This is a genomic window from Jannaschia sp. R86511 (genome assembly GCF_042466345.1).
GTDB lineage: Bacteria > Actinomycetota > Actinomycetes > Actinomycetales > JBBAYJ01 > Aquipuribacter.
This window is the reverse complement of sequence record NZ_JAXHCD010000001.1, coordinates 3,249,273-3,271,396: the sequence shown is the minus strand read 5'-3', so window position 1 is coordinate 3,271,396 and position 22,124 is coordinate 3,249,273. Positions and strand designations below refer to the sequence as shown.

Here is a 22,124-nt window from a genome sequence, read left to right as displayed (position 1 = left end):
CCGTTCCCGCCGGCGGCGGCCACCGGCTGCGCGCCGTCGTCAAAGGCCGAGGGTGAGGCTCCCGCGGTTGAGCTTGCCCAGGTCGCGGCCCTCCCGGTCGGAGACCTCCAGGGTCCAGGTGCCGGCCGCGCCGAGCCCGACGAACGGCTCGAGGGGCTGATCGGGACCGCTGCCGTAGCTCGCGATGAGGTTGTCGGCGTCGCCGCCGCGGCGCCGGTGCACCGTCAGCCGCTTGCCGGTGGGGGCGCGCAGGGCGACGATCAGGTCGCCGACGTGGGTGTGCGTGATGTCCACCGACAGCACCACGTCGCTGACGGTGCCCTCGGCCCGGACGACCAGCGGTACGCGGACGCCGGCCTTGTCGTCGTCGGGGATCGTCAGGCCCGGGGCGGCCACCGCGTGCACCGTGGGCCGCCGCTCACCCACCTCCGCCTCCAGGGACCACCGCCGCAGCGTGCCGACGTCCACCGCCGCGTGGTCGGCCACGCGCAGCGACCACGACCCGCCGGAACCGAGCCCGTACAGCTCCTGCAGGGGCGGGAAGGAACGCGCGTCCCAGGTCTCGTGCAGGTCCTGCTCGCGGCCCCCGGTCCGCTCCTGCAGCACGACCGTGCGCCCGTCCGGAGCCTGGAGGGTGACCACGAGGTCCCCTCGGTAGGTGTGCGCGACGTCGACCGACACGACGAGCCCGCGGACCGGGCCGGCCTCGGGCAGGGACACGGTGGACACGGCACCGCCGACGTCGTCGTCCGGGATCGGCAGCCCCGGGCCGGCCTCCCCGCGCACGGTCGAGGTGGACGGCCGCGGCGGCGGGTCGAAGTCGGCGACGATGCCGGTGAGCGCGGCGCCGTCGGTACGCGCGGCCGGCCCCATGCCGTAGCGGGCGAACACCTCCCAGGCGGCGTGCACGACCTCGGCCACGGCGTCGTCGTCGCCGCGCACCCGGCCCCGCTGGCGGGTGGCGAACAGGATGGCGTCGCGGGCGGCCAGCAGGCTCGGGTTGGCCGACGTCAGCTTGAGCGCGTCCACCACCACCTGCAGGCACTCCCACGTGCCGATCCGGCGACCGAGCGACATGAGCACCGCGCACCACAGCTCCCCGATGTCGTGGACCTGGCTGTAGTCGGGCGTGCCGACGTCGGCGTAGGTACCGACGTAGTCGTCGGTGTAGGGCTGGCGGCGGATGCCGACGGAGCGGTCGACCACCCAGTCACCGACCACCGTCTTGCCCAGCAGGGTGCACGCGACGTAGTCGCTCCAGCCCTCGCCCATGCCACCGGACTGCTCGGCGTCCAGGGCCGTGTCGTTCATCGGCCCGCCCACGAGCCGGTTCGTCAGGCCGTGGACGTACTCGTGGTAGACGACGTCGGGGTCCAGCGCCGTGTGCCGGCCGGTGGAGGTGACCAGGCCCATGTTCATGAGCGGCGCGAGCCCGTCCGAGCGCGTCCCCATGTTGGCGGTGCCCCAGACCGAGCCCGGGTGGACCTTGGCCAGGACGGCGTCGCCCGGGCGACCCCCGCGGCCCATGGAGTCGCGCTGGAAGTTGCCGTCGGCCTCCCGGAAGCCCACCAGGTAGAGCGCGTCGTGCATGGCGGAGCAGAACGCGAAGAGGTTGACGACGAGCTGGTCGTCCGAGCCCACCTGCGTCGGTGCGGCGAAGACGACCTCCTCGCCCTGCCGGCTGCCGGCCACGGTGGCGTCACCGGAGCCCGCGTTGACGGCACGCACGCAGCTGCCCGACGTCGTGTCGTCGACCAGCCAGGGGTCCGGCCAGGAGTCCGGGAGGTCGGGCGGCAGCGGGGGACCGTACGAGTCCGCGGCCAGCGGCAGCACGACCGCGGTGCGCGGACCACCGGCGGCCAGCACGATCTGGGCCCGGCCGCCGAGGCCGCGGGTCAGCCGGCGGGCCAGCAGCGTCCGCCCGTCGGCGGCGTCGACGACCACCCGGTACTCGGGGCCGCCGACCACCTGGGCGCGCAGGTGCCAGGCGAGGCGCAGGGTGTCCTCCAGGGGGAACCAGATGAGCGAGACCGTCACCGGCCCGTCCAGGCCGGTGGCCTCGAAGACGGTCGGCAGGTCCGGTGAGTCCTGGGCGACCGTCACCAGCCGGTGGCTGAACTCCGTCAGGTCGAGCACCGGCTCGGTCGCGGGTTCGCCGAACGCGTCGACCGGCGTCTCTCCCGGCGTGGTCTCCTCGGCCGTGGCGAGGTGGCGGGCGGCGGCGTCGAGGGCGTCGGCCGCGGTCAGCCGCGGGGACACGGCCAGGTCCTCGCCCACGGGGTAGGTGCGTCCCGCCACCTCGGTGAGGCGGCCGTCGGTGCCGAAGCGGACCGTCTCGGCGGCGTCGTAGACCGGCACCCCCTTGAGCTGCTGCCGCAGGTGGACGGCCACCCCTCCGGTCGAGGTCGTCTGGTAGCCGGGGTCGGCCACGTACTCCACGGGCTGCCCGGGGGTCAGGCCGAGGGCGTCGCCCACCACCTGCACGTGCTGCAGCGCCCGGGTGACGTAGTCCCCCTCGCCCGCGGGCGCGTCGTCGGACACCAGCACGGCGGCGCCGCCGGAGTCGGTGTCGAAGCTGACCACGCGGACCTCGTGGTCGCCCGGCAGGCGGGCGGACGCCTCCTCCGCGGCGGTCTGCAGCGCCTCACGGCGCTCGGGGACCACGGCCCCGGCCCGCACCCCGGCCCGCCCCGGGCGGCCCTGCTCGCGTCGCACGTCGATCTCTCTGGGCATGGTCACTCCCTGGCTGGTGGGTGCGGGCTGCACCCGGACGGTGTCCGGCGGTCGGTCATGTCAGGGCCCCACGTCGATGCGCCGGAGGGCGGCGTCGGGGCGGCGGGCGAACAGGCGCACCTGCCCGAGGTCGGCGAAGGCGGCGGGCACGGCGACGGGGGCGGCCACCCGGTCGACGACGACCAGCAGCAGGTGCGAGCCAGCCGTCACGCCCGCGGCGGCCCAGCCGAGCTCGGGCACCGCCACCCCGGGGCCGGCGACGGCGGCCGCGCCCGGCGCGGTTACGGCCACCTGGGTGGCGGTCACGGTGACGCCGGTCTCCACCAGGTGGAACACCCGCACCTGGGTGTCGGCGGCGTCGGCGGTACCGAGGTTGCGCACCCGCACGTACAGGAAGTTCGGGCCCCCGACCACGAGCCGGTCGGGCCGAATCGCGGGGCGCACCTGCAGGAGCCCGGGCCGACCGGCCGCAGCGACCGCCGCGGTGGTCACCGCCAGCTCGGCGAGGTGAGCGTCGCCGAGCACCGGGTCGTGCCGGCCGGGGCCGGCGGTGGAGTCCGCGACGCGCAGGTCCACCGTCGGGGTGCCGGCCACCACGGGCACGTCGGCCAGCGCGCACGCCCGCGTGATGGTGCGCCGGACGTCGGCGTGCCGGGCGCGGGCCGGGTCGGGGATCTGGGAGGGGTCGGCGTCGAAGCGCACCAGGACGTGCCGCGTGACGGCGACGTCGAGCACCGGTCCGGCGGTCAGGTCGACCGGCGTGGTGCCCCCGACGAACCAGTCGCCGGTCCCTGGCGTGAGCCCCAGCGGGGCGGCGGCGGTGCCGCCGAGCGTCATCGTCGTCGTCCCGGGGGTGAGGACCACCAGCGCGGAGACCGTGTGGCACAGCAGCAGCGGCTCGGCACCGGCGGCCCGCAGGTCCTCGACGACCGCACGGACGACGTCGCGCGCGCGGACCGTGGTCCGGCCGCCCAGGCGGGGGGCGGAGAGGTCGACGAGTACCGGGAGCGTGCCGCCCGCGGGCAGGACCAGGGTCAGCGTCAGGCTCGCCGCGCCCGCCAGGGCGAAGGACCCGGTGGTGGCCGAGTCCCGCTGCGGCGCCCCCGGACCACCCACGGTCAGGCCGAGCACGGGCGCCGCGGGCCCGGAGCAGCGCACGAGGACGCCGCCCCGGCAGCGCAGCCGGAGGCCGACGTCCGTCGTCGTCGCCTCGACGGGGACCCCGGCCGCGCGCGCCCGCGCCGAGATGATCCCGGCCACCCCGCCGGGCGTCACCGCGGTGGGCGAGGCCACCTCGCCGGGCTCGGGGGTCAGGAGCAGCGCGGCGGCCTGCGGCGTACCGGAGCGGACGACGAGGCCCGGGCCCGGGTCCGCCGTGGGCAGCGCCACCTCGTCGCCCGCGGCGGTGGGCGCCGTCCGGACGAGCACGCCGGCCCCGCCGAGGTCGCCGGCGACGAACCCGAGCGCGGTGTGGGCCGTGCGGGCCTCCGCCGCCGGGGGCGCCGCCAGCGAGAACGCCCGGCCGTCGGTGGTCCGCAGCTGCAGGGTGCGGTCGGCGGGCAGACCGGTGACCGGCAGCTCGCGGTAGGCCGTGCGCCGCTCCCGGGCCACGAGGGTCTCGACGTCCGGCGGGCCCGTGAGCAGCGGGTCGGCCGGCGCCGTCACCAGCGCCAGCAGGCCCACCCGGCGCACCCCCACCAGGGCCGGCCACGCCACGGGCAGGCTCAGGACCCCGGTGTCGCCGGGCCCGATCGTCCGGGGCACCGCGCCGTCGCCCAGCACGGTCCAGGCCCCCATCGCCCCCGCCGGCAGGGTCCCGGCCCGGATCCGCGCCCACAGGTCACCGGGCAGCAGGGGCGGGCCGGCGTCCACCTCGGCCAGCAGCAGGACCACCCGTGCCCGTTCGGCGGGAGCGGGCGGGCTGCCCACCGGTACGGGGGTGGGCCCGTAGTTGGAGACCTGCACGACCACGTGGGCCGCGGTCCCGGCGACGAGCTCGTCGTCGTCGAGGGCCAGGTCGACCAGGACGCCGTCCACGTGCTCGTCGGCCGTGGGGTCCGGACCGAGGGCGGCGGGCCGGCGCCGCACGACGCGCAGGTCCGGGGAGCCGGGGGTGACCGGGCCGGCGGCGGCGGTGCCGAACGAGGGCGCCCGCCGGGCCGGCCGGTGCCCGTCGTCGGCCTCGGTGGCCCTGATGACGAGCCGGACGTCGTCTGGCGGCCCGTCGTCCAGGCGCCGTTCCCAGACGCCGCGGCTCCACAGGCAGGCCCGCAGCAACCGCCGCTCGCGGTCGACCGCGAGGTCGACCACCGGGGCGTTGGGCAGGCCCTCGTTCACGGGCGCCCAGGTCAGCCCGCGGTCGGGGCTGCGGAAGACCCCCGCGTCGGTGGCGGCCAGCAGGACCGCGTCGTCGGCGGGGTCGAGCACGAGGGCGTTGACGCCCAGGACCAGCCCGTCGACGGCGACCCCGCCCGTGCCGTCGGCGCCCGGCAGGCCCAGGGCCGTCCAGTGCGCGCCGCCGTCGGCGGTGCGGAACACCGTGGCCGCCTGGCCGCCCGCGACCTCGGCGGGCGTCGCCGATCCGACCGCCGCCACCGGCCGGGCCTCGCCCGCGAGCCCGACGTAGGCGGTCGACGGGTCGGTGGGGTGGGCGACGACGGCCTCGACGTCCAGGTCGGCCAGGCGCATCCGCAGGTCGGTGACGTCGGCCCAGCGCGCGCCGCCGTCCCGGGTCCGGTGCAGGCCGCCGTCGCGGGAGGCGACCCAGGCCACCCCCGGCACGGCCGGGCTGAACGTGGGCTCCTTGGCCCAGCCCTCGGTGGGTGCGACGACCAGGTCGGCGCCGACCCGCACCGCCGGGTTGGCGGCCAGGTGGCGGCGCAGCAGCGTGCACAGCTCCTCCGGGGTCACGGCCCGCAGGCTCACGACGTCCGTGGGCCGCACGGGCATCGGGGGCGTGGCGTTGGTCCCGTCGGAGACGACGAGCTCCAGCGGCGGTGCCGCCGCGGCGGGCCGCAGGTCGAGGGTGCCGGCCGCGTTGCGCACCTGCCGGCCCAGGTGCACCGACTCGCGGGTCCTGGGGCCGAGCCGGACCAGCGGCGCCCCGGCGGGGGGCAGCGACAGGTGGTCGGCCAGGGTGCCGGACAGCAGCACGCGCGTGCCGGCCTCCGAGACCAGCTGCACCCAGCTGTCCAGCGGTCCCTCGACGACGTCGACCGGGTCGTCCGCGAGCGCGGTGCGCAGCGCCGCCGCGAGCCGTCCGGTGCCGATGCGGCTGCGGTCGGGGAAGGTCGGGCCGTCCAGGCGCACCCGTCGTGTGGTGCCGCCGTCGACCGTCACCTCCAACGTGGCGGCGCCGGCGGAGAAGTCGCGGTTGACCTCCCGGGCGGCGTCGTCCGCCCCGACGTGGGCGAGGATCACCGACGCCGGCCGGCCGGTGTCACCGGGGTACGCGCCGGGGTTCAGCCCCAGCCGGGACAGCCCGTCCGGCAGGGCGTCCAGGGCGTCGCCGCCCAGCCGCAGGCTCCGGCCGGGGCCGCTGCCGCGCGTCACCAGCGTGATGGCGGTGGGCACGTTCCACAGCGAGGCGACGGGCACCAGCCGGTCGCCGCCGAGCGTGCCGAGCCTGCTCAGGACCTCCCCGACGGTGACGGCGGCGAGGTCGGCGACGTCGGCGGCCGTGAAGCGCGCGGTGTGCACGGTGCCGTCCAGGGTGATCCGGACCTCGTCGCCGTCGCCGACCCGGTAGGGGGCCGCCAGCCGGCTGAAGAGCGTCAACCGGTCGGTGACCAGCCCGTCGAGGTGCTCGTACGTCACGCTCCGCCCCGGCACCAGGCCGAGCGCCCGGGCACCGGCGGTGTCGGCCACCTCGACGTCGACCCGCGGCTCGGGCGGCATCGCCTGGCTGCTGCGCAGGGGCCGGGGCGGGTCCGGCACCGCCGTCGCCGCCACGGCGGGACGGACCCACAGCGCGAACGAGCGGCCGACGGGCTCGGTGACGAAGAGCTCGCCGCGCGCGGTGCTGAGGCTGTAGAGACGGCCCCGGCGGGCGTGGAAGGCCCGACCGCTGTCCCGGCCGTCCCGGCTGGTGGGCGGCACGAAGGGCGGGTCGTCGGCCAGCCCCGCGGCCAGAAGGCGACCGACCGCCGGCTCGGCCCCGCGGGCGTCGTCGGGGAAGTGCGCGTCCAGCAGGCCGGGGTACTGCAGCGAGAACATCCCGGCGTAGAACCCGATCTCGAGCCGGTAGGGGTCGTCGGGGTCGAACGCCGCGAAGCCGCCGTCGCCGCCGAACACCGGCCGCCAGGACAGCCCGCCCGAGCGCAGGTAGGTGCCGTGGTCCTGCAGCCCGACCGCCAGCGCGGTGGAGGAGTGGGGACTCTGCTCGAGGTCGTAGGCCTGGGCGCCGCTGATGCCGGCGTCCCGTCGCTCCCACACCGGGGCACCCCGGCCCAGGGGGCGCGTGCCGTCCGGCTCGACGGTCGCGGCGAGGGAGGCCACCGGGGCCCGCGCTATGCCGCCGTCGTTGGCCAGCCAGACGAAGCCGGGGTTGCCCGCCACCGTCAGGTGGTGGTTGTCGGCGTGGTGGGCGCGCAGCCCCTCGGAGTGCAGCCCCCAGTGCATGACCCGGTGGAACCGCACGCCGGCCGCCGGGCCCTCGGCGTCGGTGGCCGCGTGCAGCAGCACCATGCCGGTGACGACGGTGTCGTGCCCGCCCGTGGAGGCCACGGCGATGCACAGGCAGTACATGCCCTGGCCCTCGGCCGGCCAGTCGGCGTGCTCGGGCAGCCGCGTCCAGGTCAGGTCCCTCCCGCGGGCGGCGGTGGCGTCCAGGCTCCGGAACACCCCGGCGTGCCGGCCCTCCTCGTCGACCAGGCGCACGTAGGCCCGGGCCGGCGAGCCCGGCGAGATCGCCAGCTTGCCCCCGCTGGGCCAGGCCCGGCGCAGGCCCCGGGCGGCCAGGACCACCGAGCGGGCGTCGGGGTGCGACAGCGCCGCCGTCACGGTGGCGGCGCTCGGGTTGCCGGGGTCGTCCAGGCGCAGGACGGCGCCCTCGGCCCCGCCGCCGCGGCCGGGGACCAGGAACAGGGCACCCGCCGGGGTGAAGACGGCGTCGGTGTGGTGGGCGGGGGAGATGCGGTCCCACGTCCGACCGCCGTCCAGGGTGCGGAAGGCGCCGTCGAGCCCGACCGCCCAGGCGTGGGTGGGTGTCGTCGGGTGCACCGCCACGGCGTCGAACCCGCCGACGTGCACCGGGTTCTGGCCCGCCCCGACCGCGTGGTTGGTCCACGTCCGCCCGCCGTCCTCGGAGACCACGACCCCGACCCCGCGCATCCCGATGAAGCTGCCCGGGCGGGACTCGCCGGTCGCGGCGTAGACGAACCGTCGGTCGCTCGGGGCCACCGCCATCGCGGCCACGCACAGGCTCCTCTGGCGGTGCCAGCCCGGCAGCGGTTCCCACCGCCGGCCGCCGTCGGTGGAGCGCCACACCCCGCCGCCTGCCGAGCCGGCGAACCACAGCTGCGGGTCAGCGCCCGCGGGGTCCTCGCCGCACACGATCGCCCGCATCCGCCCGGCGACGTTGCGGGGGCCGATCGGCACCCAGTTGTGCCGGGCGGAGGCCGGCCTGCCCACGGTGGTGGCCGGGCGGTGCACCTCGCGGTCGCCCGCCGGGGGGACGGCTGCCCGCCCGGTCCGTGCGGGCAGCAGCGAGGGGGCCCACGACGCGAGCTCGGCGTCCGGGGGCGGCTGGCCGGGCCCGGACGACGCGCGGGCGGCGAGGTCCTCGCCGTCCTCGTCGCGCTGCCCCAGCGCCAGGTCCCGCTCCTCGCTCACGTCGCCCCCAGGTCGAGCAGGTACCGCACGCCCTCGGTGAGCTCGGCGTTGGTCGGCCGCCGCACGGCGCCGTCGGGGAAGCGCACGAGCGGGGTGCTGGCCAGCGCGAACGGCGCAGCGGCGTCGGCCTGCAGGTCGCTCGCCACGCGCAGCCACGCGCGCCACAGCGGGACCCAGCCCATGGCGGTGACGAGGTCGGCGCCCACGGGCTGGGCCGCGTAGCCGGCGGCGGGCGGGGTGCGCCACAGCGGGTCCGGGGGCGCGGGCGGGCTGCCCTCGGCCGGGGCGCCGCCGGAGACCAGCTGCTGCCACTCCACCAGCCGCCGTTCGTCGAGGTTCCACCGGCGGAAGGTCTGCACCACCTCGCCCACCGCGGGGTCGGCCAGGGCGGGCAGGCCGTCGGAGACCGTGACCGTGCCCAGGGACGGCGCGGCGGCCAGGCTGAGCAGCACCGCGAGGTCGGCCGCGGCTCCCAGCCCGCTGCCCTCGAGGTCACCCAGCCCCGCGGTGGGGACCACCGGGAACGCCTCGGGGTCGAGGGCCGCGAGACCGGCGCGGGTGGACAGGTCGGCGCGGGGGGAGTGCCGCAGCACCAGCGCGGTGCTGCGCGTGGACCCGGCCGTGACGAAGCGGGCCGCCGCCACGGCCTCGGCCGCCGTCGAGCCGTCGACCCCGGGGTCGTCCAGGGACTGCGGCCAGGGCAGCGCGGGGGAGGGGGCCCCGGGCTGGTCCACCTCGGCCTGGACCCCGGGCAGCGCGGCGACGAGGAGCTGCGCCAGCGCCGAGGCGTCGGTCCCGGCGGGCAGCCTCACGGTCACCTCACCGCCGTCGCGGCGCAACGTGACGACGTCGTCGGCGTACCGCACGGTCAGGACGCCCGGGCCGGGCCACCACACGCGGACCAGCGGCGACGTCCCCCGGGGGTAGGCCATGCCCGCCAGGTCGCCCGGTGCGGGGGCGTCCGGGTCCGCCCACAGCGTGGAGTCGTCCAGCACCCGGGCGGACGCCACCGGCTCGGGCGGCAGCAGGCCGGCGGCCACCACGCTGTCCGCCAGCGGGTGGCGGCGGTGGGAGTGCAGCACCCAGGCCCGCCACGAACCGTCGTCGGCCAGCATGATCGACAGCGGGATGCCGGCCCCGAGCCACAGGCCCGCGGTGAACAGGCTCCACGCCAGCCAGAACGGCCAGTCGTGGCTGATGCCCGCGGCCTTGAGCAGGCCCGTGGCACCCAGGGTGAGCAGGCCGGTCACGGCCGGCAGGGTCTGCAGCAGCAGCACGGTGCCCAGGGCCGGGTGGCGGTTCCACTCGGTCCCCGCCCGGATCGCGGCGTACACGTCCATGCCGGCCAGGGGGAGGAACAGGGCCAGCCACCGCGTCAGGTCGTCCTGGGTCTCGTCGCCGGCGGTGCCGAGCCCGCCCGCCACCAGACCGGTCCGCGCCAGGGCGAACAGGACCGACGTCACCACCGCCTCGGTCTCGCCCCCGAGCACGGCCGCCGCGAGGGTGGAGTACACCGCCGGGCTCACGGCCCCCACGCCCATGCCGGTGGTCAGCAGCTCGAAGACGGCGCGCTCGCCGGCGTCCGCGTCGGCGGTGAAGAAGGCGCGGGCGTGCGGCAGCTCGCGGGCGGCCAGCATCGCGACCGACGGTGCCAGCAGCACCGGGGTGAGCAGCCCGAACCACGCGATCGCCGGCCAGCCCGCGCCCCGCAGCTCGTCCAGCAGCAGGGCGTAGGAGGTGCGCAGCCGCTCCTGGCCGGGCACCGGGCCGGCGCTGAAGTCCCGCTCGAACGACGGCAGGCCGAGCGGGCGGGAGGCGGTCAGGCCGTAGGTGGTCTCGATGCCCGCGAGGTAGCCGGTCCAGACCGCGTCGGGCACGGACCGGGCGTCCGGCAGCCAGGCGGATGGTGGTCGCTGCGACCGCGCGGGGTCCAGGAAGCGCGCCCGCAGGTGGTGGTCGACGGCGACCGCCCCGTCCGAGCGGGTTGCACGCGACCAGTCGGCGCGGGTCTGCTGGGCCAGCAGGTCGGTCAGCTGCGGGCCGACGGCGACCCCCGCCGCGGCCGCGGCGAGCATCCCGTGCGCCAGGCCGGTCACCGCCGACCGCGTGCCGACGTCGGCCCCCGCCGCGGCGAGCCCGGCCGCCGCGACGGCGAGGGGCAGCTCCGAGGCCGGCACGGCGACCCGGCTGCGGTGCGGGTCGGGCGTGCCGCGGCGCAGCGCGGTGGCGATCCACCCGGCGTCCGGGCGGACGGCCGAGGCGAACGTCGGCAGCTCGAACCCCAGCGCGCCGAGCAGCGTGAACTGGCCGATGTCCGAGCCCGGCAGGTGCAGCGGGACGCCGGCGGCCGGGCCCGCGCGCTGACCGTCCCGGGCGGCCGTCGCCAGCGCGAGGACGCGCCGCTCCACGGGGCCGGCCCGCACCGCGGTCGTGCCCGGCAGGCCGTCGAGGACGACCCGGCCCGCGCGCACCTTGCGGGTCAGCTGGTCGACGACGTCCCCCAGGCGCTGGTGCGCGAGCAGGGCGGTGGTCAACGGCACCAGGAGCGACCCGGGGGCGTGGGCCGCCTTTCCCGAGACGATCGGCGGACCCGCGGCGTCCCCGGAGCCGGCGCCGGAGGTCTCGGTGCCCACCGGTGGCCGCCGGCCCGGGGCCACGGCCGTGACGCGCAGCACCCCCGCACGGGGCTCGGCCCTCACGAGGTCGAGGACGACCCGCGGCGAGGGGTCGGGGAACGGGTCCTCGGCGTGGTGGACCAGCGCCACCAGCACGAAGCGCTTTGTCTCGGCGTCGGTGAGCACGGGGAGCTGGGTGCTGGACAGGTCGAAGGTCGCGACGGCCGGCCGGCCGGCACGAAGGCCGGAGACGTTCTGGAACCCCACGACCCGCCAGCCGTCGCCCTCCACCACCGTGCCGTCGCGGGGTGCGGCGGTGTACCCGGCGGGAAGGTCCGTGGGCGCCGTGGCGTCGTCGTCGCCGGCCGGGCCCACCAGCAGGGCCACGCGCACGCCGTCCACCGCCTCGTCGTTCGCCCGGACACCGCGGTTGCGCACCACGACGTGCACCCGGGTGGTCACCGGCAGCTCCGGGACGCTCGCCAGGACCGTGCGCCGACCCGCGAGCGTGCGCAGCTCGGCCAGGCTCGGCCGTCCGACCGGCTCGAGGCTGAACCGACCGTCGAGGGCGGAGGGGTCCACGAGGATGTCCGGGCTGGCGTCCAGGGGTGTCGCCGCGGCGGTGGCGGGCACGGTGGTGCCGGCCCGCCCGGGCCGGCCCCGGTCGGCCGCACTGGCCCGCAGCGACAGGCGGACAGGCTGCGGCGGCCCGCCGGAGACGTCGAGCTCCCACGCGCCGCGGCCGTACGTCGTCGCCCGCAGCAGGTCGTGGCTCTCCAGCAGGTCGAGGTCGAGCACGGCGGCGTCGGGCAGCCCGTCGGACAGCACCCGCCACCGGGCGGCGCCGTCGTCCCAGCGCCACACCCCGAGGTCGGAGCCCACCCAGCGCCGCCGGGGATCCTGCGCGTCCACCACGATGGCGTTGTGCTGGACGTCCAGCAGGCCGGCGCCGGCCGCCGTCCAGACCACCGGTGCCGCGGGCGGGGCCGAGACGCGCCAGACCCGGTCGGTGCCGCCCGACCTCCCGCCGAGGGTGACGAGGACGGCGTCGCCCGAGGCCACCGAGGCGTCGACGGCGATACCGGTCACCGGCCGGGTCTCCCCGGCGTTCGGCACGTCCGTGCACGCCCACCCGGCCCCCGTGAGGTCGTAGCGCGCGACGTGCCCGTCGGTCCACCCGGCCCACAGCAGGTTGGGGCCGGCGAACGCGAGGCTGCTGACGAGCACCCCCGCCGGGGGCGCCGGGGTGCGCGCGGGCAGCGCCGTCCACGCGCCCCCGAAGACCGTGCTCACGTAGGGCACGTCGGACCCGACGGCGATGGTGACCGCGTCACCGGGGTTCGTCGGCGTGACGAGGTCGCCCGGGGCGAAGCGCGGTGGCACCTGCGCCAGCGGCGGGTAGAACAGGGTGGCCGTGCCGGCGGGCAGGTCGACCGACGTGGAGGTGTACCGCGCGCCGGACAGCGCGGCCCGGCGCACGGTGGCGTTGATGTAGCCGTTCACGAGCCGGTTGCCCGCCTGGTAGTCCAGCACCACGCCGCCGCCGTCGCCGGGCAGCTGGTGGTCCCACACCTCCGAGCCGGCGTAGCGCAGTCCGCCGTTGTCCTGGGCGCCGGCGAACGCGTAGGAGTCCTCGCCCGGCAGGTGGGCCAGCCGGGTCAGCGTCAGCACGCACAGCCCGGCGTTGCGGGCGTCGAAGAGCGTGTCCCCGTTGCCCCGCGGCATCCCGCTGACGAAGACGCCGCCGTCGCAGCCGACCCAGAAGCTCGTCCGCGACCCCGGGGCGCATGACCACGGCGTGGACGTCCCCGTGCACGCCACCGCCGATCAGCGAGCTCGTGCAGGCGAACCCGGGTCCGGCCGGGGTCACCGCCAGGCGGTAGAGCCCCGCGGACCACTCGCCGCCCACCATGGCGATGGACCCGCCCACGTAGACGCGGGTGGCGTCGGTGGGGTCGACGACGATCGCCTGGTCGTACCAGCCCTGGCCCGGCTTGGTCGGGTCGGGGCCGAAGACCGCGGCCGGGGCCCCGGCGACCGTGTCCCACGCCGCCGGGGCGGACACCGGGTCGTAGCGGTGGACGCCGTGCAGGTGGTGGTCGGCCGCGCGGGCCGCCAGCGCGTAGAGGACAGGCGTCCCGCCCGCCGAGCACGCCAGGCTGAACCGGCCCGGTGCCCCCGGCGGTCCGCCGACCGGCAGGGCGGGCAGCGCGGTCCAGCCCGAGGCCGCCGTCCACTGGAAGACCGCCCCGCCCTGGACACCGGCCCAGAACGCGAGCGCGCCGGCGAGCCGGCCCACGACCACGGAGGTCACCCGGACGGTGGCGGCCTGGCCCGGCAGGGTCTCGCGTCGCCAGGGGGTGGCCGTGCCGGCGGTGCCGCTGGTGCGGCGGAACACCCCGCGCTGGGTGGCCACGAGCAGGTGGTCGCGGTCGTCGGGGTCCAGCGCGAGCTCGTAGACCCCCGTGCCCACCAACGACGGGGTGCCCGCCTCGGCCTGCCAGGTGCGGCCGCCGTCGTCCGAGCGGATCATCCCGACGCCGAAGAGGTCGGGGGCCGACGACGCGCCCGACGCCGGCTCGCCGGTGCCGACGTACAGCCGGTCGGTACCGACGTCGCCCCCCTCGGCGAGCGCGACCGCGCCGGTCGCCAGGGAGCAGGCCAGCGCCGTGACGGTGACGCCGCCGGTCTCCATCAGGTCCAGGCCGTCGGTCATCGGCTCCCAGGTGCGCCCGGCGTCCAGGCTGCGCCAGACCCCGCCCTGGGCCGTGGCCAGGTACACCCGCTGCCCCTCCTGGGAGACCGCGATGTCCTGCACCCGCCCGCTGACCACCGGCAGCCCGGAGGCCTGGCCGGCGACGGCGCCGAAGGGCCCCAGCGGTACCCAGTTGGGCCCGGCCGCGGTGGCGACCAGGCCCGCCCCGCCGGTCGCAGGGCTCCGGTCGTCGTGCGCGGCCGCCTTCGCCGCGTGGAAGGCGCGGGCCTGCCGCACCCTGTTCTCCAGCTCGGCCAGCACCAGGTCGCCGTCGTCGGTGACGCGCCCGGCCGTGAGCCCCGCCGCGCGGCTGCCCCCCAGCAGGCGCGGGGTCATGAAGGCCCGGCTGCGGCGCGACGGTCCGCCGTCGGGCTCGGCCGTGCGCGTCACAGGGACACCCCCACCGAGACCGACGCCGACACCGACGACTCCTCGACCCGGTCGGGCAGCGCCGCCTGCAGACGCTGCAGCGCGTCCGTGGTCCGCACGAATCCGTCGTCGAGCTGCACCGTCAGGCCCGCCAGGGCGTCCAGGACCGGTCGCAGCAGCGCCTCGACGTCCAGTCCCTGCGCCAGCGCCAGGACGTCGGCGTGCATGTCCACGGCCGGGGCGAACACCACGGTGGGCCGGGCGGCCTCGAGCACGCGGTCCGCGGCCTGCTTGGCGGCGTCGACGACGTCCCGCACGGCTCCGAGGGGGTCGAAGGCCTCGACCCGGTCGACCACGTCCTGCGCCTGCGTGAGCACCGGGCGCAGCATCGTCTCGGGCGACAGCGCCGCCACCTCCGCCACCACGGTGGCGTGCAGGGCCTCGATCTCCTCGACCACGGGCCCGACGTCGAGGCCGTCCACCACCGCGCGCACGGCGTCGACCGTCGCCAGCACCGGCGCCAGCAGCGCGTCCAGGGCGGCCACGACCTTGTCGCGGCCCACCGTGACGATCTCGCTCAGGGCCGGGAGCACACGGGCCGGGCCGGCCAGGGCCCACAGCGCGCGGACGAGGTCCGGCAGCGGGGCGTCGGAGCCCTCGACGCCCAGGGCGGCCAGCAGCGAGCGTGCGAAGGCGGGGAAGGCCTGCAGCGGCGCCAGGGCCGCGGCCAGCCCGGCCGCGGCGGTGTCGACCTCGCTGCGCCCCGAGGCGGCGAGGGTGCCCGCCTGGCCGGCCGCCACCGTAAGGGCCGCCAGGTAGCGGCGGCGGTTCTCCGCGAGCGGGCCGAGCACCTCCGACGGCACGACGCCGGCGAACGAGGCGTCCACGCGACCCCGCAGCAGGCTGCCCGCAGGGTGCACGGCCAGCGCCGTGGTCAGGGCACGGTGCTGGGCGGTGGCCGCGGCGGCCAGCGGTACCGGGTCCAACGACGTCACCTCGGTGCGGACGCGCTCCAGGACGGCGGCCACGTGCTCCAGGCGCCCCCGTACGGCGGTGGCGCCGCCCGGCTCGGGGGTGCCGTCCGCCGCGACGGGGACGCTGCCGCCGGCGACCCGGGTCCAGGTGAGGGCGTCCGCCACCGCCCCCTCGGTGGCGTCCAGCCCGGAGGCGTGGGCGAGCGTCACGAGCACCGACCCGAACGCCCCCCCGGCCGGGCCGGGGGGCAGGGCCTGCAACCGGGCCGCCACCTCGGCGTCCAGCACCGCCACGAGCGAGGCGGGGTCCAGGCGGGCCAGACCGCTCACGGCCCGGTCGCGCAGCAGCGTCGCCGCGGCGGTGACCTCGTCGAGGTGCAGGACGGCGAGCGCCCGCGCGCGGACGGCGTCGAGGGCCTCCTGGACGGGCCCGAACGCGCCGGCCGGGTCGAGGCTCGCCAGGGCCTGGGTCACGGGGTCGAACAGGTCGGCCAGCGGCGTGAGGACCTCCGCCTCCAGGTCGACCCCGGCCAGCAGCCTGCGGAAGGAGTCGAGGGCCGCCTGCGCCGGGGCCAGCAGGGCCTCGGGGTCGATGCCCGCGACCACCTCGCCGAGGGTGGCCAGCGGGCCCTCCTCGAGCTCGACGAGGAAGGGCTCCGGGTCGAGGGAGACGAGCACGTCCAGGACGGCGTCGAAGGCGGCGCGGACGGCGTCGAGCGCCTCATCGTCGAGGGTGCTGCGGATCTCCTGCAGCGTCTGCAGCAGCGTGGCCTCGACCGGGTCGAGGTCGAGGGTCTTGATGGGCCGCGCCACGTCCACGATCTCCTGCTGGACGTCGGTGGGCAGCATCCCGAACGGGACGGCGTCGATCACCTCCGTGCCGGTGTCGATGACGTCGACGGCGGTGTCGAAGTACGGCGACAGCTGCGCGGCCGCGAGCACGGCGGCCACCTGGGTGAGCTCGGTGCGCAGCGCGTCGGCGAGGTCCTGCAGGTTCAGCTCGGCGAGCAGGGCCCGGGCCCGGTCCAGGCCCGCCCGGACCGTCGCGGTCGCCTGCTCGACCTCGTCGGCGACGGCCTCGAGACCGCCCACGATGTTCTGGCAGACCTGGGTGATCACCGCCTCGGCGGCCCCGACCGCCTCCTCGACGGCGTCGAGGGTGTCGACCACGGGTTGCAGCGCCACCTGCACGGCGGTGCTGACGGCGCCGAGGTCGACCTCCGTCACGAGGTCGCGCAGCGCCCGGATCGCCGAGGTGGCGGTGCCGGCCACGGTCTCGATGCCCTGCCGGGCCTGCTCCAGCGGCGCCGTCGCGACCCCCAGCACACCCGAGACCGGCGCCACGAGCGTGCCGGGGTCCCAGGCGCGCAGGGTGACGGTGAGCCCCTCGAGCAGCTCGAACGCCTGCTGGAGGACGTCTACGCCGGCCTCGACCGGCTGCGGCAGCGGGGTGGACAGCAGCGGCGCGGCGGCGGCCCGCACCGAGGTGGCGAGCGTGGCGACGGCGTCCAGGTCGGCACCGTCCAGGGACAGCCGCGCGAGCTCCAGGGCGGTGGCGCGGCCGGTCAGGTCCAGGCCCAGCAGCGCCGCCTCGCCCGTGCCCATGCCGAGGCTCCAGCGGTCGCCGACCTCCAGCACGGCCTCGAGGAACGCGCCGAGCCGGACGGACAACGCGTCGACGGCCGCGGCGTCGTCGGGGTCGACCGCGCGCACGGCGGCCACGAGGCCGGTGTCCGCGCAGAGCTCCCCGAGGCGTCGGCCGGCCCCGGTGGCGGTCTCGACGTCCAGACGGGCCCCCAGCACGTCGGCCCCCACCACCAGCCGCGACGACGTCGCGCTGATCGCGGTCAGCCCCGCCAGCACCCGGGCCAGGTCGACCAGCCCGCCGACCGTGCCGCCGACCCGACCCAGGGCGCCGCTCAGGTCCAGGCTCGGCAGCAGGCCGAAGAGCACCGACAGGGGGCCGGTCTCCAACGCGCCCGTGACGGAGGTGACCTGGGACAGCAGGGCGTCCAGGCCGGCGTCGTCGGGCAGCTCGACGTCCGGGACGATCCCGTCCAGGCCACCGAGCAGCGTCAGCAGGCGGTCGATCTCGCCGGGCAGGCCCGCGCCGGGCAGGCCCACCGAGACCCGGCCTGCGAGCTGGGTACCGGCCGCGTCCGCCGCGCCCACGACCCCGGTCAGGTCCGGCGGCGCCGCCTGCGCCACCAGGGTGAGGACGGCGCCGGCGTCGAACCGGACGTCGCCGAGGTCGACGTCGACCATCGCCCGCCCCAGGGCGGAGAAGACGTCGCCCAGGTCGAGGTCGACGGCGACCGTGATGTCCGCGCTCAGCATCTGTCGTCCCCGCCCCGCTACTGCTGGACCTGCAGGGCCAGGCGCATGAGGCCGCCCGGCAGCGCGGGCACGTCGGCCCCGACGACCAGCGCCAGGGAGGCCGAGACCGGGAGCCCGTTGCGGTCCAGCAGGACGTCGCACACCAGGTCGATCAGGATGCTGCCGCCCACCTCGCGCAGCGTGCCCATGGCCTCCTGCTCCAGCGTGACGGAGATGACGAGCTGGTTGGCGTCGAGGTCGAGCTTGTGGCCCAGGGCCAGCACGGGCATGGCCATGTTCCCCGGGGCCAGCCAGACGGCCACGGCCGCGCTGCCGAAGCGGCGCAGCGCGCGGGCGTCGAGCTCGGCCGTGAAGTCGAGGGTGAGGCGGCTGGCGACGTCCTCGAGCTCGCCGATCGGCACCGGCCCCCAGGGCTCCCACGACAGGCCCTTGAGGCGGGTGACGTCGATGTCGATGCCGCGCCCGGGGACTCCCTGCGGGCCCTGCTCACCCTGCGGCCCCTGCGGTCCGGGCGGTCCGGGCGGTCCGGGCGGTCCGTCCGCGCCTGCGGGTCCGGGGTCACCTGCGGGTCCGGGGTCGCCTGCGGGTCCAGGTGGTCCGTCGGCGCCTGCGGGTCCGGGGTCGCCTGCGGGTCCAGGTGGTCCGTCGGCGCCTGCGGGTCCGGGGTCGCCTGCGGGTCCGGGCGGTCCGTCCGCGCCTGCCGGTCCGGGGTCGCCTGCCGGTCCGTCTGCACCCGCCGGTCCGGGGTCGCCCGCGGGTCCGGGGTCGCCTGCCGGGCCGGGCTCGCCGGGGATCGCCGAGACGTCGACCGCCGCGCCGTCGAAGCGCCAGAAGCCGTCGGCGCCCTCGAGCCACGTACCGCCGTGGCGGTGCTCGTGGGCGGGCACGAAGCGCGTGGGGTCCTGCTCGACGGTGGCGCCGCCGTCCCGCCGCACGGTGCCGACGACGAGCGTGTCGGCGTCGGCGGCGTCGGCCGGGGCCACCACCTCGGTGAGCAGCTCGACGATGGTCGCCTGCCCGGCCACCCGCGTGGCGTCGTCCTCCCGCGCCACGGCCCGCAGCCCCACGGTGACCGGGTCGGTCCCCGCCGGCAGCGCGAGGACCACGCGTTCCTCCCGCCGCACCGGCAGCCCGCTGGGCGTGAGGCCCAGACCGGGTGAGAGCACGACGTCCGCGCCCTCGACCAGGAGCCGGAACCCGAGCGCCACGCGGTCGTGCCCGACCACGCGCCGCAGGTCCTCGACCGCGGCGTCGGCCACCTCCTGCAGGTGGTTGAGGTGCTTGGGGGTCACGCGCAGCCCGTCGACGAAGCGCGTGCCCGGGGTCGTCGTCATGACGGCGGCGTCGCAGGTCGGTACGTCACCCGGACCTCCTCGAGGGTCAGCGAACCAGGGGCGGCGCAGGTGACGGCCAGCGTCACCGGTGCGACGGCGGCCACCGGCGTCTGCAGCGTCAGCACGACACCCACGCCGTCGGCGGTGGGCGTGACCCCGAGGGACTCCGGGCTGCCCTGCACCTGCATCGTCACCGCGGGCAGCGGGGCGTCCCGGTCGGGCAGGCCCACGAGCCGGACGGCGGCGTACAGGGTCCCGATGGCGGGGACGGTCGTGGGCGCGGTGGTCGCCCCGCCGGCGAGCCGACGACGCAGGGGTGCGCCGGGGGCGGCGACGTCGGTGACCGGGGTCGTCGTCAGCAGGCACTCGACCTCGCCGTACGAGGGCTGCAGCTCCAGCCACAGTCCGACGCCGTCGTCCGGCGGGGCGGCGGACCCGGGCGGCGGAGGCTCGGCGGCGACGAGGGCCGGCGCCGGGACCGGTACGGACTCGGCGAGCGGGAGCGTGTACCAGGCGGGCGCGGTCGCGGTGACGGCGAGAGGGGTTAGCTCGGCGCCCGCGACGGCTTCCCCCGGGCGTCCCGGGGCCGCCCCCGCCAGCAGCCGTCCGGTCAGCTGGCCGCCGCTTCCCCCCTCGGGCACCTGCAGCCGCAGCCGCACGCCGGACAGGGTGGAGAACCGGGTGAGGAGCGTGCGGGGCAGGCCGATCAGCACGCTGCGACCCCCGGCGAGCACCAGTCGTGCGGCGGCGGTGAGGTCCGGCCCGACGGCGGGGGAGACCCGCTCGGGGCCGAAGCGCCCGCGGGTGGTCACCGCCACCTCGTGCACGGCAGCCGCCCCGGGGACGGAGACGTCGACCGCGACCAGGCCCTCCTCGGCGAGGTCCAGGCTGCGCGAGGGCCCCTCGGGCACGAAGGCCACGGTGTGCACGCGCAGGGCGTCCACCCGGGGCGTGAGGACGAGGGCACCCGGTGTGCTCGTGCGTAGCGTCACCGGCACCACCACCTCGGTGGCGTCCGGGGGTGCGGCCGCGACGGCGCGGGCGAAGGCCTCGCGGAGGGCGTCGGTGCGCTCCACGACGTAGCTGACACCTGCGCCCGCGGCCTGCGGGGTGGTCGGACCGGCCGCGGGCACGACGCTGCTGCCCTGGCGCTCGAACCACACGCTGCGCCCGTCGACCATGAGCTCCAGCCCGGTGGGGACGACCGGCAGCCGTACCTTCGCGGCCCTCCGGAGGGCGTCGGCCAGGGCCTCGGACGTCCGCCCCGCGGTGCTGGACTGCACCAGGAGGCGCTGGGTCGTGGTGTCGGGGAAGGACGGTCCGGAGGAGAGGAGCTGCCAGCCCGTCCCGCTCCAACGCCGCACGTCGACGATGCCGAGGGAGGCGCTCAGGACTCCCGAGGTGAGGATGCCGCCCACCGTCACCATCGCGCCGAGGTCGATGCTCGCCGCGGAGATGAACGCGGTGCTGGTCGGGGTGGTGGCCGCCACCACCGCCACGGACGACAGCGCGGCGTCGGCCACGGCGTCTGCGCTCACCTCGAAGACCGCGCTCTCGATCCGCGCGTCGCGTGGCAGGGAGATCGAGACCTGCGCGGTCGTCCCGGCCTTGGTGCTGGTGGCCGGCACCGACCACGGCACGTAGTCCAGGACGTAGCCCGTGCCCACGACGAGGATGCCCGCACCCTGGCCCCAGACGAGACCCGCCTCCCCGGCGGTGGTGCGCGGCAGCAGCGACTCCTGGACCATCAGGCGCCACCGAAGGTGGTGAGCATCCGCAGCGTCTCCAGGGCGGCGCCGACGTCCTTGCCCGGCTCGTCGGTGACCGGGGCCACGTTGGCGAACACGTCCTTGATGGTCTGCTCGTCGGCCGCGCTGAGGGCCCCCTCGGCGGCCCGGGCGACGATCCGGCGGGTGGCCGGCGTCACCAGCGGGGTGAAGACGTCCTCGACGTTGCTCCGCACCAGGTCCAGGTGCACGCCCGAGATGACGCCGACGGGCAGCCGACCGGGCCGCGCCATGGTGACCTCGATCGTCGTGCCCTCCGGCACGGGCGTCCCGGCGGGGACCGACTGGCTGATGATCCGGAAGGCGACGACCGGGCGGTCGATGATGATGTCCTTCAGGACGTCCTGGTTGACCGTGTGCACCCCGATCGGCACCCCGTCGCGCACGACCTTGGACTCGATCTTGCGGGCGCCGACGTCGATGAACACGACGTCCTGGGTGGATCGCACCGCGGACGCCTTGGCCAACGCGCCGGAGGTGGTCAGGTTGGAGAGGTCGAAGCTGCGTTCGCTCACCGGGGGGCTCCTCAGGTCGGCGGGACGGTCAGATGTCGCGGATGGAGCTCGTGCCCAGGTGCAGACCCACGCGTTCGAGGACCTCCTGCGCCTCGCCGAGGGTCAGGCCGATGATGCTCGGCATGGTCACCACCGGGTCGCGGCGCAGCGCGGAGGCCACCACCAGGCGGACCCGTCCCGTGCCGGTGGCCACGACGGCGCCGGTGGCGGGCAGCTGCAGCAGGACCGGGGTGTCGCGGTACTCCGGTGGCACGGCCGTGCGGGACACCTCGCGCCCGGTGGTGTCGAGAACCATGTCGGCGTCGATGCCGAGCGCGCGGACCTGGTCGAGGGCGGCCTGCAGGCTGACCCCGAACAGGTCGGGGACGACGACGCCCGCCGGCGTGAGGGCGAAGGCGACGGGGTCGGTCGCCGGCAGCGTGACGTCCCTGGTCGACACGGCGAACCCGTCGGCCTGCACGTGCAGGCGCCACGGGCCGTCGGTCAGCCCGACGAGCAGGTGGGAGGTGCGCGGGCCGAACGGCGGCAGGGCCCGCAGCGGTCGTCCCTCGCCGAGCGGCTCGGCGACGACCAGGGCCTCGGGCAGCGGCGCCGGTGCGGCCCCCGCCGTGGTCACGGTGACGTCCAGCGAGCCGCCGCCCAGGGCGATGACGGCCTCGTAGAGGGCGGTCAGGCCGGTGACGATCCCGTTCCAGCCCTGGGCGGTGACGGGCTCGCCGGCCGTGACGGTGGCCAGCGCCGGTGTCGTGAGCGGCATCGTGTCTCCTCGTCGTCCCTGTGGCTGTGCCGGTGGCTGTGCCGGTGGCTGTGTCGGCGGGCTGTGCCGGTGTCCGGGTCGTGCGGCTGGGTATTGACCGGTTCGCGGTGCCTGCG

The 22,124-nt window shown here is 77.3% G+C and carries 8 protein-coding genes; all 8 read right to left on the bottom strand.

Annotated features, from left to right (window positions below; genetic code table 11):
* Positions 1 to 39: 39 nt before the first annotated feature.
* Positions 40 to 2,733, bottom strand: a complete 2,694-nt coding sequence (locus SJY06_RS15305; RefSeq protein WP_380168401.1) for a M36 family metallopeptidase — start codon at positions 2,731 to 2,733, stop codon at positions 40 to 42.
* A gap of 60 nt (positions 2,734 to 2,793) precedes the next feature.
* Entirely contained in the window at positions 2,794 to 8,565 is a 5,772-nt protein-coding gene (locus SJY06_RS15300; RefSeq protein ID WP_380168400.1) for a hypothetical protein, read from the bottom strand.
* The gene (locus SJY06_RS15295) at positions 8,562 to 12,905 is read right to left on the bottom strand and encodes a hypothetical protein (protein WP_380168399.1); all 4,344 of its coding nucleotides are present in this window, start codon (positions 12,903 to 12,905) and stop codon (positions 8,562 to 8,564) included. The genes SJY06_RS15300 and SJY06_RS15295 overlap by 4 nt, the downstream gene beginning before the upstream one ends.
* A 1,416-nt stretch (positions 12,906 to 14,321) precedes the next feature.
* On the bottom strand, positions 14,322 to 17,615 hold the full coding sequence (locus SJY06_RS15290) for a hypothetical protein (RefSeq protein WP_380168398.1): 3,294 nt from the start codon (positions 17,613 to 17,615) through the stop codon (positions 14,322 to 14,324).
* A gap of 17 nt (positions 17,616 to 17,632) precedes the next feature.
* Positions 17,633 to 18,949, bottom strand: a complete 1,317-nt coding sequence (locus SJY06_RS15285) for a hypothetical protein (RefSeq protein WP_380168397.1) — start codon at positions 18,947 to 18,949, stop codon at positions 17,633 to 17,635.
* Positions 18,946 to 20,697: a hypothetical protein gene (locus tag SJY06_RS15280; RefSeq protein WP_380168396.1), complete on the bottom strand. Its 1,752-nt coding sequence runs from the start codon at positions 20,695 to 20,697 to the stop codon at positions 18,946 to 18,948. The genes SJY06_RS15285 and SJY06_RS15280 overlap by 4 nt, the downstream gene beginning before the upstream one ends.
* Positions 20,697 to 21,251 carry a hypothetical protein gene (locus SJY06_RS15275; RefSeq protein WP_380168395.1) on the bottom strand — a complete coding sequence of 185 codons (555 nt, stop codon included), beginning with the start codon at positions 21,249 to 21,251 and terminating at the stop codon, positions 20,697 to 20,699. The genes SJY06_RS15280 and SJY06_RS15275 overlap by 1 nt, the downstream gene beginning before the upstream one ends.
* Before the next feature lie 28 nt (positions 21,252 to 21,279).
* Positions 21,280 to 22,008 (bottom strand): hypothetical protein, encoded by a 729-nt coding sequence (locus tag SJY06_RS15270; RefSeq protein WP_380168394.1) that lies wholly within the window; start codon positions 22,006 to 22,008, stop codon positions 21,280 to 21,282.
* Positions 22,009 to 22,124: the final 116 nt, after the last annotated feature.